This window comes from Halobacillus sp. B23F22_1 (assembly GCF_043497005.1).
Classification (GTDB): Bacteria; Bacillota; Bacilli; order Bacillales; family Halobacillaceae; genus Halobacillus_A.
Genome location: NZ_JBIEKE010000001.1, coordinates 746,762 through 762,166, shown reverse-complemented (window position 1 = coordinate 762,166; position 15,405 = coordinate 746,762). Strand labels below are relative to the sequence as shown.

Annotated in this window: 14 protein-coding genes; 2 read left to right on the top strand and 12 right to left on the bottom strand. The window is 42.3% G+C overall.

Annotated elements, in window-relative coordinates:
- Positions 1-2 precede the first annotated feature (2 nt).
- From ACGTNH_RS03860 to ACGTNH_RS03815, 10 genes are all read right to left on the bottom strand, one after another.
- Entirely contained in the window at positions 3-1,112 is a 1,110-nt protein-coding gene (locus tag ACGTNH_RS03860; RefSeq protein WP_394585096.1) for a DegT/DnrJ/EryC1/StrS family aminotransferase, read from the bottom strand.
- A 193-nt stretch (positions 1,113-1,305) separates the two neighbouring features.
- Positions 1,306-2,637 (bottom strand): UDP-glucose dehydrogenase family protein, encoded by a 1,332-nt coding sequence (locus ACGTNH_RS03855; protein ID WP_394585093.1) that lies wholly within the window; start codon positions 2,635-2,637, stop codon positions 1,306-1,308.
- A gap of 20 nt (positions 2,638-2,657) precedes the next feature.
- Entirely contained in the window at positions 2,658-3,536 is an 879-nt protein-coding gene (gene galU, locus ACGTNH_RS03850; protein ID WP_394585092.1) for a UTP--glucose-1-phosphate uridylyltransferase GalU, read from the bottom strand.
- 23 nt (positions 3,537-3,559) lie between these two features.
- Positions 3,560-5,410 carry a polysaccharide biosynthesis protein gene (locus tag ACGTNH_RS03845; protein WP_394585090.1) on the bottom strand — a complete coding sequence of 617 codons (1,851 nt, stop codon included), beginning with the start codon at positions 5,408-5,410 and terminating at the stop codon, positions 3,560-3,562.
- Positions 5,411-5,440: 30 nt separating this feature from the next.
- Positions 5,441-6,211 carry a tyrosine-protein phosphatase gene (locus ACGTNH_RS03840; RefSeq protein ID WP_394585089.1) on the bottom strand — a complete coding sequence of 257 codons (771 nt, stop codon included), beginning with the start codon at positions 6,209-6,211 and terminating at the stop codon, positions 5,441-5,443.
- 285 nt (positions 6,212-6,496) lie between these two features.
- Positions 6,497-7,264 (bottom strand): tyrosine-protein phosphatase, encoded by a 768-nt coding sequence (locus ACGTNH_RS03835; protein ID WP_394585088.1) that lies wholly within the window; start codon positions 7,262-7,264, stop codon positions 6,497-6,499.
- 312 nt (positions 7,265-7,576) lie between these two features.
- A complete protein-coding gene (locus ACGTNH_RS03830; protein WP_394585087.1) occupies positions 7,577-8,341 on the bottom strand; it encodes a tyrosine-protein phosphatase in 765 nt (254 codons plus the stop codon).
- A 106-nt stretch (positions 8,342-8,447) separates the two neighbouring features.
- Positions 8,448-8,774, bottom strand: a complete 327-nt coding sequence (locus ACGTNH_RS03825) for a helix-turn-helix domain-containing protein (RefSeq protein WP_394586131.1) — start codon at positions 8,772-8,774, stop codon at positions 8,448-8,450.
- A gap of 280 nt (positions 8,775-9,054) precedes the next feature.
- Positions 9,055-9,822, bottom strand: a complete 768-nt coding sequence (locus ACGTNH_RS03820; RefSeq protein WP_394585086.1) for a tyrosine-protein phosphatase — start codon at positions 9,820-9,822, stop codon at positions 9,055-9,057.
- 135 nt (positions 9,823-9,957) lie between these two features.
- A complete protein-coding gene (locus ACGTNH_RS03815; protein WP_394585085.1) occupies positions 9,958-10,287 on the bottom strand; it encodes a helix-turn-helix domain-containing protein in 330 nt (109 codons plus the stop codon).
- A 119-nt stretch (positions 10,288-10,406) separates the two neighbouring features.
- Here ACGTNH_RS03815 and ACGTNH_RS03810 point away from each other — a divergent pair, with 119 nt between their 5' ends.
- Together ACGTNH_RS03810 and ACGTNH_RS03805 are read left to right on the top strand one after the other, a co-directional pair.
- On the top strand, positions 10,407-11,186 hold the full coding sequence (locus ACGTNH_RS03810; protein WP_394585083.1) for a CBS domain-containing protein: 780 nt from the start codon (positions 10,407-10,409) through the stop codon (positions 11,184-11,186).
- A complete protein-coding gene (locus ACGTNH_RS03805; protein WP_394585082.1) occupies positions 11,179-12,903 on the top strand; it encodes an ABC transporter ATP-binding protein in 1,725 nt (574 codons plus the stop codon). The genes ACGTNH_RS03810 and ACGTNH_RS03805 overlap by 8 nt, the downstream gene beginning before the upstream one ends.
- A 367-nt stretch (positions 12,904-13,270) precedes the next feature.
- On the opposite strand, the gene ACGTNH_RS03800 is transcribed toward ACGTNH_RS03805, so the two are convergent.
- Positions 13,271-13,678: a hypothetical protein gene (locus ACGTNH_RS03800; protein ID WP_394585080.1), complete on the bottom strand. Its 408-nt coding sequence runs from the start codon at positions 13,676-13,678 to the stop codon at positions 13,271-13,273.
- Positions 13,679-13,697: 19 nt separating this feature from the next.
- The gene (locus ACGTNH_RS03795) at positions 13,698-14,981 is read right to left on the bottom strand and encodes a hypothetical protein (protein ID WP_394585079.1); all 1,284 of its coding nucleotides are present in this window, start codon (positions 14,979-14,981) and stop codon (positions 13,698-13,700) included.
- Positions 14,982-15,405: the final 424 nt, after the last annotated feature.

Below are 15,405 nucleotides of genomic sequence, written 5' to 3'. Positions count from 1 at the left end.
TCTCACCACAATCCCTTAATAATCTCTACGACTTTATTTATATCACTATCTGTCATCTTCGTATCACTTGGTAAACAAAGACCGTTTTCAAACAAACCTTCTGCTACATTACTGCCCACAAAATCATAGTTTTTAAAGTAAGGCTGTAAATGCATTGGCTTCCAAATTGGTCTAGCTTCAATGTTTTCCTTCTCCAGAGCTTCAATAACATCAATTGGTCTAACTTGCCCATAAAGAGTGACGCTACTTAGCCAATAGTTTGGTTCATCCCATGAGTTCTCAGGCATAAATGCGATCCCATCAAGGTCCCTCAGTTTCTGCTTATAGTAATTATAGATATAATTTTTCTTAATAACTCTCTGATCTAATACTATTAATTGCCCTCTACCTATTCCAGCGGACACATTACTCATTCTGTAGTTATAACCTAATTCACTATGTTCGTAGTGGCGAGCTTGGTCTCTGGATTGCGTTGCCCAAAAGCGAGCCTTTTCAATTCTTTCTCCATCGTTTGAAACGAGCATTCCCCCGCCAGAAGTAGTAATTATTTTATTTCCATTAAATGAATAAACACCATAATCGCCAAAAGTTCCTGTTTGTTTACCTTTATAGTAGCTACCTAATGATTCTGCCGCATCTTCAATTACTTTTACATTATACAGACGACAAATCTTCATAATTTCATCCATGTTTGCTGATAGTCCGTAGAGGTGTACAATAATAACAGCTTTAACATTGGGGTGTTTTTTAAAAGCTTCTTCAAGCGCTTTCGGGGACATATTCCATGTCGATACTTCACTATCTATAAATACAGGCACTGCATTTTGATAAATAATTGGGTTTGCTGTCGCAGAAAAGGTCAAAGTAGGGCAGAACACGATATCCCCATCACCTACACCGATTGCTTTCAATGCTAAATGTATAGCAGCAGTGCCTGAACTTAGTGCTGCTGCATGCTTGCTTCCTACCTTATCTGCTAGCTCTTCTTCAAACTTATTAACGTTCTCTCCTAGAGGTGCAATCCAATTTGTATTAAAGGCTTGCTTCACGTACTCCATTTCAAAGCCTTCATCACTCATATGAGGAGATGATAAAAAGATCTTATCTTGCATTAAAATTACTTCCTTCCTTTAACGACTAAGTCAGTTATGTAAATTGCTTCATATATTTAGTTTCTTAGTACTCAACTGGAAGATTGTATCTTTCCAATAAATTACTAAACAACTAAATTTGATTCTTATGAACACATATTAGTGTCTCCTCCCCATCGAGGAGACACTAATAAATATTTCTTTATCTATTCAATTATTTTAATAAAACTTGCTTAACCTCACTTGAAACTGAAGGTCTTCCTACAGAGTGATACTCAATAAATCTCTTTTTCATCTCTTCAATACTTAAGCAGTTACGTCCATCAATGACGAGAGGATAATTCATAGAATCGAAGACTTTTATTTCAACATTCTTAACTTCATCCCACTCGGTAAGAATTAAAGCAGCGTCACTACCATTGACAGCCTCCTCTACACCATTCGCATACTGAACCTCATCATTAAGAATTCTCTTGGCATTATCCATGGCAATAGGATCATAAGCTACAACTTCAGCGCCCAAATTAATAAGTTCTTCAGTCACAACTAATGAAGCAGCTTCCCGCATATCATCCGTATTTGGTTTAAACGCTAACCCTAACACAGCAATACGCTTGCCTTTCAAGTCAGGTATACGTTCATTAAGCTTCTCTAGTAGAAGACCTTGTTGCTTTTGATTCACTTTGACTACACCTTTTAGTAATTCAAAGTCATACTCTACGTTACCGGCAATTTGGATTAGTGCCTTCGTATCTTTAGGGAAACAAGATCCACCATAACCAATACCAGCATTTAAGAACTTATCGCCAATTCGCTTGTCCATTCCCATGCCGTTCGCTACGTCTTCTACGTTAGCATCTAAACGCTCGCAGATGTTTGAAATTTCATTAATAAAGCTAATTTTCGTCGCAAGAAAGGCGTTCGAAGCATATTTAATCATTTCGGCACTTTTAGTATCTGTTCTAAAAACAGGCACGCCGAATGGCTGGTTAATTTCTTCAATCACATTTGCTGCCTCTTCGCTTTGAGTTCCTACAACGATACGATCTCCATTAAAGGAATCGTGTATAGCTGAACCCTCTTTAAGGAATTCAGGGTTAGAGACTACTTCCACTTTTACATTGGCAACTAGATGATGATCAATAATAGACTGAACGCGATCGTTCGTTCCTACAGGTACTGTACTCTTTGTTACGACGATCGTATTCCTAGAAATATTAGTTGCGATATCTTTAGCTACTTGTTCTACAAACGCTAGGTTGGCTGATCCATCTTCTTTTTCTGGAGTACCTACAGCTATGTAAATCACTTCAGCATTCTTAAAGCCTTCTTCATGCTGTGTCGTAAAGAACAAGCGTTTTTCATTTAGATTTTTAGTCATCATATCAGATAATCCTGGCTCGTAAATAGGGGACACGCCTTGTTGCATTTTCAGCACTTTTTCTTCATCAATATCAATACACGTTACGGTATGACCAATTTCAGATAAGCTTACTCCTGTAACTAAACCAACATACCCAGTACCAACTACGGCTATCGTTCTCATCTATATTCCTCCATCCAGTGTTATTGGCTTACTTTGTTGTCGACAAGTGATTCTAAGAAGACTTCTACATCTGCCCCAATTTCTTCATTTTTCAATGCGAACTCAATCGTTGTTTTAATAAAGCCGAATTTCTCTCCAACGTCATAGCGGCTTCCTGCAAAGTCATAAGCAAAAACACTTTGCAATTCGTTTAATTCCTGTATGGCATCAGTTAATTGAATTTCTCCGCCAGCACCTGTTTTATGCTGCTCTAAAAAATCAAAGATTTCAGGGTTTAATACATATCGTCCCATAATCGCTAAGTTTGAAGGTGCTGTTCCTTGCTTCGGTTTCTCCACAAACCGATTCACTTGATAAAGACGCTCGTTTTTATCCGATGGATCAATGATGCCGTAGCGATGCGTTTGATTGTCATCTACCTGCTGTACGCCAATAATAGAAGAATTAGTTTCTTCATATTGATCAATGAGCTGCTTCAAACAAGGAGTATCTGATTCTACGATGTCATCCCCTAGAAGGACTGCAAATGGTTCATTACCGATAAACTTACGGGCGCTCCAAACGGCATGTCCTAAGCCTTTAGGTTCTTTTTGGCGTATGTAATGAATGTCTACATTTGACGTTTCATTAACCTTTTCTAGTAAATCAAACTTTTCTTTTTTCATTAAGTTATCTTGTAATTCAAAGTTATTATCAAAGTGATCTTCAATGGCACGCTTCCCTTTACCTGTAACTATGATAATGTCTTCAATGCCAGATTGAATCGCTTCTTCAATGATGTATTGAATGGTGGGTTTGTCTACGATCGGCAGCATTTCTTTCGGCATGGCTTTTGTGGCTGGTAAGAATCTAGTTCCTAATCCAGCTGCAGGGATAATTGCTTTTTTTACTTTTGTCATATGAATTCCTCCCAATATGCAGGTTATTTCGTTAATGTCACTTCTTTATTTTCGATTAATTTAAAAACTGTGTTTTTAATATCATCAGGTTCGATATGCTCAAATTCTACATCTATGAAGTTATATAAGCTTTCGATCGGCACATCGTTGTTCTTACCAATATAAATCTTCGGATAAATTTGTTCTGGGTGGACTTCATTATCACCGAGCAGTTCTTCATACATCTTTTCACCGGGGCGTATTCCGTTAAATTCGATGGGAATTTCTTTTTCCGTAAAGCCTGAAAGTGAAATGAGGTTTTTCGCTAAGTCCACAATTTTCACCGGCTCACCCATATCAAGTACGAAAATCTCGCCGCCTCGTGCTAACGCCCCTGCTTGAATAACTAATCGCGAAGCTTCAGGAATCGTCATGAAATACCTGGTCATTTCTGGATGCGTAACTGTCACTGGGCCACCGTTTGCAATTTGTTTCTTAAATAGTGGAATAACACTGCCGCGGCTGCCTAATACGTTTCCGAAACGTACAGCTACGAATCTCGTTTGACTGACTTTGCTTAACGATTGAATGACCATCTCAGCCACTCGTTTTGTTGCCCCCATAACGTTCGTTGGATTTACAGCTTTATCTGAAGAGATCAATACAAAGTTCGGTACACCTGCTGAATCCGCAGCTTCTGCGACATTCTTAGTACCAAACACGTTGTTTTTCACGGCTTCTTTCGGGTTCGCTTCCATTAACGGTACATGCTTATGAGCGGCGGCATGATAGATATAAGAAGGCTGGTACTCATGCATAATTTCAAAGATACGATCACGATCTTGAATGTCTGCAATTACCGTCATAAGTTCAGTTTCTGTATCGAATTGCTTTAACTCCATGTGAATGGTATAAATGCTATTTTCGCCATGTCCTAGTAAAATTAGCTTTTTAGGGCCGAATTTAATGAGCTGTCTGCAAATCTCGGAACCTATGGATCCGCCGGCTCCTGTGACGAGGACGGTTTTTCCATTAATTTCACTTGAAATAGACTGAATATCTAACTCCACAGGTTCGCGACCTAATAAATCTTCAATGGATACATCGCGAATACTGCTGACCGATACATTACCTAACGCAATATCTTCGATCATCGGCAGCGTTTGTACATTTTTAACGACGCCTTTTGCAGTTTGTATAATTTCTTTCATTCTCGATTGTTCTGTCGAAGGCATAGCTATAACAATATGATTAACATGATACTTTTTAGCAACGGCTTCTAAGTCACTCGTCCCTCCTAATACAGGAAGACCAGCTATCGTTAAGTGCTGCATCGTAAAGTCATCATCAATAAAACCGACCAGGTTAGAATTCACTTCATTGGAATTTTTCATTTGCCTGGCCAGCATCTGCCCTGCTGATCCTGCTCCAATAATTAATGTCTGTTTGGCATTTGGATTATTACGAACGAGTTTGGCTTTTTTCCCTTTAGGATTAAGAGTGATTCCGTAGGTCTTATAGTAGCGCCACGCAAACCGCACACCGCCGATAAGTAAGATATGTAGCATCCACGTGATAATCAGCGCTCGTTGATAGATTAGTTCAAAAGCTAATAATTGGACAATTGCTGCCGATACAATAGATAAGGACACAACTACAAGAATTCCTAATAGTTCCTCCATACTGGCATACCGCCATTTTCTTCGATACATTCCAAACATACTTGAGAATAAATGATGAGTCGCAAGTAACGTAAGTGCAGATACAAACATCATTAAATCAAATACAGTATCAGACGGACCTAAGAAAAAGTGCGAGAAGTAAATAGAAAACGAAACAATAGACGAATCAATCAGAATTAAGAGAAGCAATCTTTTTCTAAACGCTGTAGTCAAAGAAAATCACTCTCCTTTCATTTACATAGATTAAAAGATTCCTAAGATTTTTTTCTTTTTCTTTATCGGCTGCGGTGAATCAGCCGCAAGCACTTCACCGTTTACTACATACTCTGCGTTTTCCGCAAACAAATAAACCATGGATGTTCCATAGTTTTCCTTTAGTACGTCGTATGCATCTGTTAGACAAAACCCTCGGCTTGTGGTGTTGTGGGCATCAGATGCAATCAAGTGGGTTAAGTTAGCTTCGATTAATTGGTGGGTGAATTTCTTTATATTTTTGCCAAACCGACCGGTTAAGCTGGCGGCAGTGATTTGTGTATAGGCTCCCTTGCTTACCATGTCGAACAGGAGACTGGGGTGCTGGATGATTTGTCGGTTGCGTTCTGGGTGTACGATGATGGGTTGATAGCCCTCTAGTTGAATATCAAATAAAAGCTGTTTCGCGTATCTCGGGACGGCATCGGAAGGAAACTCGACGAACACGTAGTTCCCTTGATTCGTTAATGGGAGAATCTCATCTGCCCGAAGTCCTTCGATCATATCTCCGTGAATTCTCGTTTCTTGCCCGGGTAAAACTGTGAGCGGTATTTGAGAGATTTCTAGATTACGATTAAGCTCGGCGGTTCTATTTAAGATGTTGTCTTTCACGTTCGTATACTTGCCATTCTGATGGTGTGGGGTCGCAATAATTGTATGTATACCATCTTCAACAGCTGCTTTCGCCATCTCTAAGCTTTCTTCTATTGATTGAGCGCCATCGTCTACTGCAGGTAGAATATGACTGTGGATATCGATCACTAAAACGTTCTCCTCTCTGACGTTCACACTTCGTTCACTTTAATGGATTAGATTGGTACTAGTATAGCAGGTTTTTCCTGTGATTTGAAGGCGGTTCTTGAGAGATTTACACTAACTTTGTAAAATATTAACGAATTAAGGTGACACAACAAGGATTTGCCAATTGTAAATATTTTAAGGACTTTTGGCGTATCCGCTTTCATTCTCCGGATTTTTTCCTAAATCAAAATAACTAAGCCTGAAAATGGATAGGCTTAGTTATTGGCTATTGGCTTACCTATTCTGTTAAAAGATCCCGAGTACTTTCTTTTTCTTCACGTGAAGAGGCGGGTCGCTTGCTAAAGGCTCGTTATCAATGATGTACTGCGCGTTATCAGAGAAATAGTGCATCATCGACTGGCCGTAATGCTTGCGGATGTCGTTGTAGGCTTCCTTCATATGAAAGGCGCGGCCTTTTGCATTGTGTGCATCAGATGCAATCACATGCGTTAAGTTCGCATCGATCAATTGATAAGAAATCTTTTTAGCTGATCTTCCAAATTTACCAGCAAGACTCCCGGCGGTTAGTTGGGAGAAGGCTCCATTTTTCACAAATGAGTATAGGAGATTTGGGTTATCCTGGATTTGTTCGTTTCGCTCAGGGTGCACGATCACCGGCTGATAGCCTTCTACTTGTAAGTTAAATAGCAGGTTACTCGCATATGAGGGGACGTGATCATGAGGAAATTCGACAAAGACGTACATGCTTTCTTCATTAATCGGTAGCATTTCGTCATTTTGTAAATCCTCCACCATTCCGGCATGAATCCGGGTTTCCTGGCCTGGCAGGACGGTAAGTGGAATGTCGTTTTCTTGTAGGATTCGATTCAATTCACTGACCTGGATTAAGATATCGTTCTTGTAGTTATTAAAATGACCGTTCTGATGATGTGGTGTGGCTACTATGGTATCGATTCCTTCCTGAACGGCAGATCTAGCTAATTCAATGCTTTCTTCCATCGTCTGCGCTCCGTCGTCGACACCGGGTAGTATGTGACTGTGTATATCGATCATAAAATCCCTTCCCTTTTCTTAGACTATACCTATTCCCGTTTCGCTAGAATTCTTTTTTGTATATTCCAGGGGTTAATGACCCTTACCACTATTCCTGCCTTCATAAACCAGGGAATTCAAAAAGGGGTCTTTTCCCTCAGTTGATTAAACGTTCACTCGTGCAGCCATAGAGACTTTTGGTTGGTTTCGCAGGATAGGATACCCTCCGCGCTCACCTCTTCACTTTATTCAATTGTCAATGTACGAACCGTCAATCTTTTTTCAAGGAAAAGAATCACTAAGCCTCGAGAAGCTTAGTGATTACGTTCGAGCTTAAAACAACCCGAGCAATTTTTTCTTCTTCACTCGTTCTGGCGGATCACTGGCTAACGCCTGTCCATCAATGACGTATTCGGCATTCTCCATAAAGTAATACACCATCGACTGGCCATACTCTTTTTCCAGCGTATTGTAGGCTTTCTTCATATAATAGGTGCGTTTCTTCGTGTTGTGGGCATCTGATGCGATTAAGTGAGCGAGGTTCGCGTCAATCAATTGCATCGCTGTCTTTTTAGCCGTTCTTCCAAAGTCCCCTGTCACACTTCCAGCAGTGATCTGTGAAAAGGCGCCATTATTAATTAAGGAATATAATATATTAGGACTCTCTTGAATTTTTAAATTACGCTCCGGATGGACAATGATCGGCTGATAGCCTTCCACCTGAAGGTCAAAAAGCAGCCTGCTTGCATAGTGAGGCACATCGTCGTGTGGAAATTCAATGAAAACAAACGTACTGTCTCCATTAATCGATAAGATTTTTTCATTTTTCACATCCTCGATCAGTTCATCTGATATGCGAGGTTCTTGGCCTGGTAATACTTCCAGCGGTATGTTCTTTTGCCGCAGTATGCGATTCAGTTCGCTCACCTGGATAATAATGTCATGTTTAAAATTGCTGTATGTTCCATCGTGATGAGGTGTAGCCACGATTGTGGTGATGCCTTCCTTCACTGCCGCTTCGGCCATTTGAATACTTTCTTCCATTGTCTGTGCTCCGTCATCAACACCCGGCAAGATGTGACTGTGAATATCAATCATTTGATTTCCCCTTCCCTATATTTCCTATCCCTATTTTCATCAGGTTCTCTTTTTTTGTCCTGACTTTTCTCTCTACATTTCTCTCTTACTCGCTGTCTTGCTAAGGTTATTTCTTGTCTTGTTTCTTACGCCATCTGTTGAATTCGAGATATTCACGAAACTGTTCCTTCGTTACTCCTGAATCCATGGCTTCCACGATGAGCTCAATCCAATCCTCGTCGAAAGGAACTTCGTTGTTCTCACCTAAAATGAGATAGTTAACAGAGACGTCTAATTCTAATGCTACCTTCTCTACGAATTGAATAGACGGATTGGATTGAACTCCCCGTTCGATGGAGCTTATGTAAGACTTCGCAAACCCCGTTCGTTCGGCTAACTTGATAATGGACATTCTCTTGCTTTTCCTAAGCGCCTGAATCCGATCCCCAATCACTGGTTTCACCTACTTTACCTGCTCAGCCATCAAAATTTCGTTAATGGAAAATACGTGAGACTTTTTATTTATTAATATACCACAGGACGTACAATAAACCAATATATAGAATAAATGTTTTTTATAAAGAATGCGTTTTCTTTTGAAGTGCTTGATATAGGACTTCTTCGGTATTCGAAATAAATGTAAAGGTCGTTTGTTCATTATAATATGAAATTATTTGCATAGGCAAAAAGACACATTTCTTTGTCGAAATGTGTCTTTTTGTGACATCAAATTATTAAAGAATGGAAAATATCTTCTTGCGTTTTGGACGTTCAGGGGGTTCACTATAAAGTGACTCGCCTTCGATGATGTAATGCGCGTTATCCATTAAACTGTAGGTAACGGCTTGACCAAAATGCTTTTCTATAGTCGTAAAGGCCTGGCTCATATACAGCCCTTTTTGGGTGACTTCGTGCACATCAGAGGCAATCACATGAACTAAATTAGCTTCGATGAGCTGCAGGGAAAGCTTCTTCACTGCTCGGCCATACTTCCCGCAAAGGCTGGCGGCTGTCACTTGCGAGCTGGCCCCGTTTTTTACGAGAGTGTAAAGCAGCTGAGGGTTCTCCTGGATTTCAGGATGACGCTCGGGATGAGCAATTATCGGGCAGTACCCTTCTAGCTGCATCCTAAAGATCAGGTCCGTCGTAAAGTGAGGCACGTGATCTTTCGGCAAATCGAGGAGCACGTACTTATTATGATCATTGATTGTTAAGATGTTTTTGTTGAAGAGGTCTTCAGCCATGTCACCATAAATAGTTGTCTGCTGGCCGGGGATGACCTTAACGTCAATGTCTCTTCGCGCGAAGGCCTTATTCAGCTTCCTCACTCGCTCGATAATATCTTCTTTATCGTTCGTGTGGTCCCCATTTATATGATGAGGTGTGGCTACCAACGTATCGATCCCTTCCGCTAATGCCGCTTCTGCGATCTCTATACTTTCGTCGATGGTCTGTGCGCCATCATCGACTCCCGGGAGAATGTGGCTGTGAATATCAATCATGACTTGTCCCCTCCTGCTACCCTGTATTTTTTTACTTATCGTAGCACCTGGAGGAAGAAAAATTTGTCAAATTGGCGCCCCTTCGTTAGCTTTTTTTGACGAAAAAAAATCACTTGATCAATTGATCAAGTGATTCTAATTATTGCGATTTGTCCGCCACTTATTAAATTCGAGGTATTCACGGAATTGCTCTTTAGAAAGTCCGGAACTCTGCGCTTCCTGGACGAGCTCCAGCCAATCGTCGTCTAAGTGGACTTCTTTCTCAGCTGAATCCCCGTGGAGGAGATAATTCATGGAGACATCGAGTTCTCTGGAAATTTTCTCAAGAAACTGGATCGAGGGGTTGGATTGAAGATTGCGTTCTATTGAGCTTAAATAGGACTTGGCGACCCCTGCGCGTTCGGCGAGTTCTGATAATGATAAATGACGTCTTTTTCGAATCTGTTGGATGCGATCACCGATCATCCTATCACCTTCTTTCAATTATATGACCCCATTGTAGCATAATTTGTCGTTGTGTTCTATTTAAAGCACACATTTTTTGATAGTAGATGTTTCCTATTTTTATAATAGGTTACCCTTACGTGTGGAAATCGTGTACTTTAGTTATAATAATAGTAGTACAAAAAGGTGGTGTTCGGATGAGTGAATTAGTGGCCCGTTTTGAACTGGCATTTAATCAGATTCATCAAATATTAAAGGAAATGAATCATTTTCCAAAAAACGATAACTTCGTGGAGCTGCTGCAGCGTTCGAAGGAGCGCAGCGTCATTAAGGAGCACTTTGATGAGCTCCGGCAGTATGCGAAGCTGCGCAATGCGATTGTGCATGAACGCGTAAGGGATGATTACTACATTGCCTCGCCTCATCTCGAGGTTGTCGAGGAGCTTGAGCTTATTAAACAAACGCTTGACCAACCTCCAAAAGCGCTTGATATCGCGTCTCGGCCGGTGATGTTTTTTTATACGGACTCGGAATTACTTGAGGTGATGAATGCGTTTCGTGAGCATGGGGTCTCGCAGTTTCCGATCTATAACGGCATGGGCGGCCGCTTCCTCGGCCTGCTGACGGATACGGCGATTGTGCGCTGGATGAGCCGTCATGCCGATAATGGCAGCGTGTCTGTTGAAGGAGTAAAGGTACGTGACGTGCTGTCTCACGATATCGCAAAGAATGTGGAGTTTCTGCCTGAGAAAGCGACGGTCTTTCAAGTGGAAGATATCTTTGAAGACAGTCATATGGCCGGCCGGAAATTAAAAGCCGTGATTGTGACAAAAGACGGCGGTTACGACAGCTCGCCTCTGGGTATTGTAACAACGTGGGACTTAATTAAAGTGGACGCTGAAGGAACCCAGGATGAGTGATCAGAAGCGTTCGGTAAAGGACTTTTTTTCTTACGTAAAGGCGGGCTTGCCGGCTAAATGGCTCGTCGCTGTAGCGCTATTGTTAAGCTTGCTTGAAACAGCCGCTAGTTTAGTGGTTCCCTTGTTTACGAGGGATCTTGTCGATCAGCTGGCTGGCGGAGGGTTAAGTACGGGCTTGATCGTGTTTCTGGCGGTGACGTTTTTGGTTCAGACGGTGTCCGGCGGTTTTTCCTACTATATCTTAGCTTATATCGGCGAGCATATCGTTGCGCATATCCGACGGCGGCTGTGGAATCACATCCTGCGTCTGCCTGTCCGTTATTTTGACGAGCATGAGTCGGGCGAGACGATGAGCCGGATTACGCAGGATACGACGACGGTGAAGAACTTGATTACGAATCACCTCGTCTCCTTTGTCACTGGAGTGATTACGATCATCGGGGCGGTTATCATTTTACTGACGATTGATTGGAAAATGACGGTGATCATGCTGTTGTCGGTTCCTGTCGCATTGTTCGTTTTAATGCCCCTCGGCCGAGTGATGTATCGCGTATCGAGAAGGCTGCAGGATGAGATGGCCGATTTCAGCGCCAACTTAGGCCGGGTGCTCAGTGAAATCAGGCTGGTGAAGTCTTCAAATGCTGAAGATGCCGAGAGCCGTAAAGGTGCCGGCGGGATTGGCCAGCTGTTTACATATGGATTAAAAGAAGCGCGCATTCAGGCCGTCATCTCCCCGTTCGTTACGACGATCATTATGGTCGTGCTCGTCGTTTTGATCGGATATGGCGGTGTCCGGGTGGCTTCAGGCGCGCTTAGCGCCGGGTCGCTTGTGGCTGTCATCATTTACGTATTTCAAATTATCGTCCCGTTCAGCCAGATGGCAACGTTCTTTACAGCTTTTCAAAAAGCGATGGGAGCGACGGAACGAATTCAATCTTTGCACGAGATCGATGTGGAGAAGGAAGCAGGTGATAGAATGATTGAAGTCGATAAACTCGCGTTTCGCAATGTATCGTTTGGTTATGCGGGAACGGAGCGTGTCATTTTAAAAGGAGTAAGTTTCGCTGTGCTCCCGGGTGAAACGGTGGCGCTGGTCGGACCGAGCGGTGCTGGGAAAACGACGGTTTTCTCGTTAATTGAAAGGTTCTATGCACCTGTGGAGGGTGAAATTGTAGTCGGAGAGGACCCGCTTCACTCCATTGAACTTGAGGAATGGCGACGGTCGATTGGCTACGTATCCCAGGACAGCCCTGTCATGTCAGGGACGATTCGTGATAACATCTGTTACGGGCTAAAGGGCGACGTGTCTGACTTTCAAATTGGCGCGGCACTGCAGCAGGCGAATGCGATTGAGTTTGTGGCCGATTTAGAAGAAGGCATCCATACGCGCGTCGGTGAACGCGGCATCAAGCTCTCCGGCGGGCAGCGCCAGCGTATTGCCATTGCCCGGGCACTGCTTCGTGATCCTGATGTGCTTTTGCTTGATGAAGCGACGTCGAATCTTGATTCGGAGTCTGAGGCTGCGGTGCAGGAAGCGCTGCGGACGTTAATGGAAGGTCGGACGACGCTTGTGATTGCGCATCGTTTGTCGACGGTGGTGGATGCGGATCAGTTGTTGATGCTTGAGGATGGGATGATTACGGGGCGCGGCCGGCATGAGGAGTTGTATGAAGGGAATGCGCGGTACCGGGAGCTTGTGGATCAGCAGATGCTTTAAATTCTAATTAAGCTCGCGCGTTGTTCATTCTCACGAATCGCTTATCGGTGGATGCTTGCCGCGGGCACTTTTCTAACGTTATATAGAGTAAAGGACTTTAGGAAACGACTCCCTTTCCACGGGCGAATGGTGTGCCTCCTCAGGCTAACGCCTTCCGGGGTCACACCTTATTCGTCTCTCCCGTAGGAGTGTCGCCGTTTCCTAAAGTCCTTTGCGTTAAATAGTGGGTTTAATGGAATCATTGGCCTGCCAACACCTAAAAAAGCACCTCTCTTCTCAAGAGTAGACAGGAAAGGTCTTGGGGTTGACTGAACTAACAGGTTTCCCCCCCTCTACCTCAGCTCAGAGTTTACCTGTATTCATTGAATTATCCTTCAACTAAGGACTGGTAGATGACTTCTTTATGATCTTTCTCAACCATACTGAAGGCAGGGGCATCTCCTTTTGAGTACTCTTTGTCATTGACTGAGTAAATCTTTGTTCCTTTTGGCAGCTTCGATGCATACAAGTTTTGATACCACCACGTGTTCGTTGTTTGTTTTTTTACTTCTCCAATGGGTTCGTTTTTTGTGTAATTATCTTCTTCGATCCACTCTCTGTCGGAAGCATTAGAATAGATCAATCCATCGAGCTTAAGGATGTCGGCATCGGGGTTCTCGCTTAATATCTCTTTTGCGGTAGGATTACCTGCACTTTCATGAGATTGAAAAATCATGGCCAGTGCCACAATTGCCAGGACAGCGGCGATTATAAAAAGGATCACTTTTTTCTTCAAAGAAACCAGCCTCCCTCCATCATTCACCTTCTGCGTCTATCAACTCAAAGGATCGAACCACCTTTAAATAACTATCGAGCAGTTCATCGTACTCTTCTGCTTCAAATGCCAGATCAAACGTGACCTCGTACACTTGACCATCTGCTTCTTTTAAAAACCAATATTCCTCGTACCCGTCAAATTTCACACGTACCCCCGTGGTGAAAATCCCTGTATCAAAATCTTCATCATGAAGATAAGTGACGGAACGGGCATAATCGTGTTGAAAAGGTACGAAATCTTCAAGTTTTCTATGACGAAGCTCGTCTTCCCGATTTCTCGCATTTTGCTCCTGTGCCGCCCGCACCACTAATTCGGAACTATGTAACGAAAAGTGTTCCTTTTCTATGCTTTCTTTATAAAGCGTGTCAAATGTATATCGATACGTATGATACACAGGGAAAGAGTACCTAAAAGTTGCTGCTTCCGGAATCTTAAATGAATACCCGCCCTCAGGGTAAGATCCCTGAAGGTTCTTTTCTGGTTCATAGGATAATCGGTCTGGTTCCTCTAACACAGCATCATCCTTAAATTCATCTTCGTTATACGTTAAGGTATGTAGAGAATTAAGCAATGTTTCAAGCTGCTCTTCCTCTTCTTCACCAGGTACTGAAATCGAAGCTCTTATGTAATCATCTTCCGCTTCCCCAATCAAATTATAATGCAGAGCTCCATTTTCGGACTCACTTTCAATCATGTATGTAAATGGCTTAATATCATATTCGTCTTCTGCCGTATACGTCGTGGTTTCTCCTTGCTGCTCTTCCACAATACTTTCTTTCATGTCTTCTAGATAGTCTCCTGACCCGTCATTTACAATCTTCTTGACTTTCTCTTCAACCTCTTCTTTTTCTTCATCAGATATTTCACCCATCAGCACTTCAGCGTCATTAGCATACTCTTGATTAAATACATATTGATTTTTATTTACAGGTTTCATTTCCATGATCGGCACTTGCTCTTCAAGGATTTCCTGTGTGGTTTCCAGCTCAAATGTATAATCGTCAGCTGAAGGCTTATGCCAAAAAAACATCTGCTCGTCATAGGTTTCAACTTCATAGTCCGACCGCAGTTCAAAGGAATCATCCACCGTGAGTTGATACGAATTAGGGTGAGCCCATCCCCCATCTCCGTACTCTTCAAACTCATAGGTTGTGCCATTTATTTCGTTATATTGAGTCTCTTTTTCTTGGTCGCTGTCGTTGTCGCTTGAGCAGGCGCTTAGTACTAATGTCCCCAGTAAAATTACTGATGTTTTCTTCATATTACTCCCCCTGGTTGCTCGATCTAACTAGTTGTTTCTTTTTTACCTGTCTAAATATACTAGACTTTCTCTTCTATGTAAAATCCTTACATTCTTAGAGTTTATTAGTATTGTTGGTCAGCAAACCTCACGGATTTCCCTCTACCTTCACTTCTATTAGATGCCAACGAGTCTACCCGAAAAGATGAGCATCTCAAGGTTTAAAAGCTTCACAAAATGAAACGAGTTTGGGCCATAACTAAATAAAACATAAAATAATCCGAACGATTCTGGAGAAATCAGTTCGGATTATTTATGTTAATGAGACTCCACACCATCGCTCCGTCAAAACACTCCGCTTTCCGTGGGCACGGCCTCAGCTTTCTCTTGCGCACCGGGTACCAGGTACCGAAATTTTCACTTGGCACTTCGCTCTTTTACAGCT

Coding starts and splice junctions, on each gene's coding strand:
- ACGTNH_RS03795 (WP_394585079.1), bottom strand. CDS start 14,981: ATGAAGAAAACATCAGTAATTTTACTGGGGACATTAGTACTAAGCGCC.
- ACGTNH_RS03820 (WP_394585086.1), bottom strand. CDS start 9,822: ATGATTGATATTCACAGCCACATTCTCCCGGGAGTCGATGATGGCGCA.
- ACGTNH_RS03815 (WP_394585085.1), bottom strand. CDS start 10,287: ATGATCGGTGATCGCATCCAACAGATTCGAAAAAGACGTCATTTATCA.
- ACGTNH_RS03855 (WP_394585093.1), bottom strand. CDS start 2,637: ATGAGAACGATAGCCGTAGTTGGTACTGGGTATGTTGGTTTAGTTACA.
- ACGTNH_RS03805 (WP_394585082.1), top strand. CDS start 11,179: ATGAGTGATCAGAAGCGTTCGGTAAAGGACTTTTTTTCTTACGTAAAG.
- ACGTNH_RS03835 (WP_394585088.1), bottom strand. CDS start 7,264: ATGATCGATATACACAGTCACATACTACCCGGTGTCGACGACGGAGCG.
- ACGTNH_RS03830 (WP_394585087.1), bottom strand. CDS start 8,341: ATGATTGATATTCACAGTCACATCTTGCCGGGTGTTGATGACGGAGCA.
- ACGTNH_RS03860 (WP_394585096.1), bottom strand. CDS start 1,112: ATGCAAGATAAGATCTTTTTATCATCTCCTCATATGAGTGATGAAGGC.
- galU (WP_394585092.1), bottom strand. CDS start 3,536: ATGACAAAAGTAAAAAAAGCAATTATCCCTGCAGCTGGATTAGGAACT.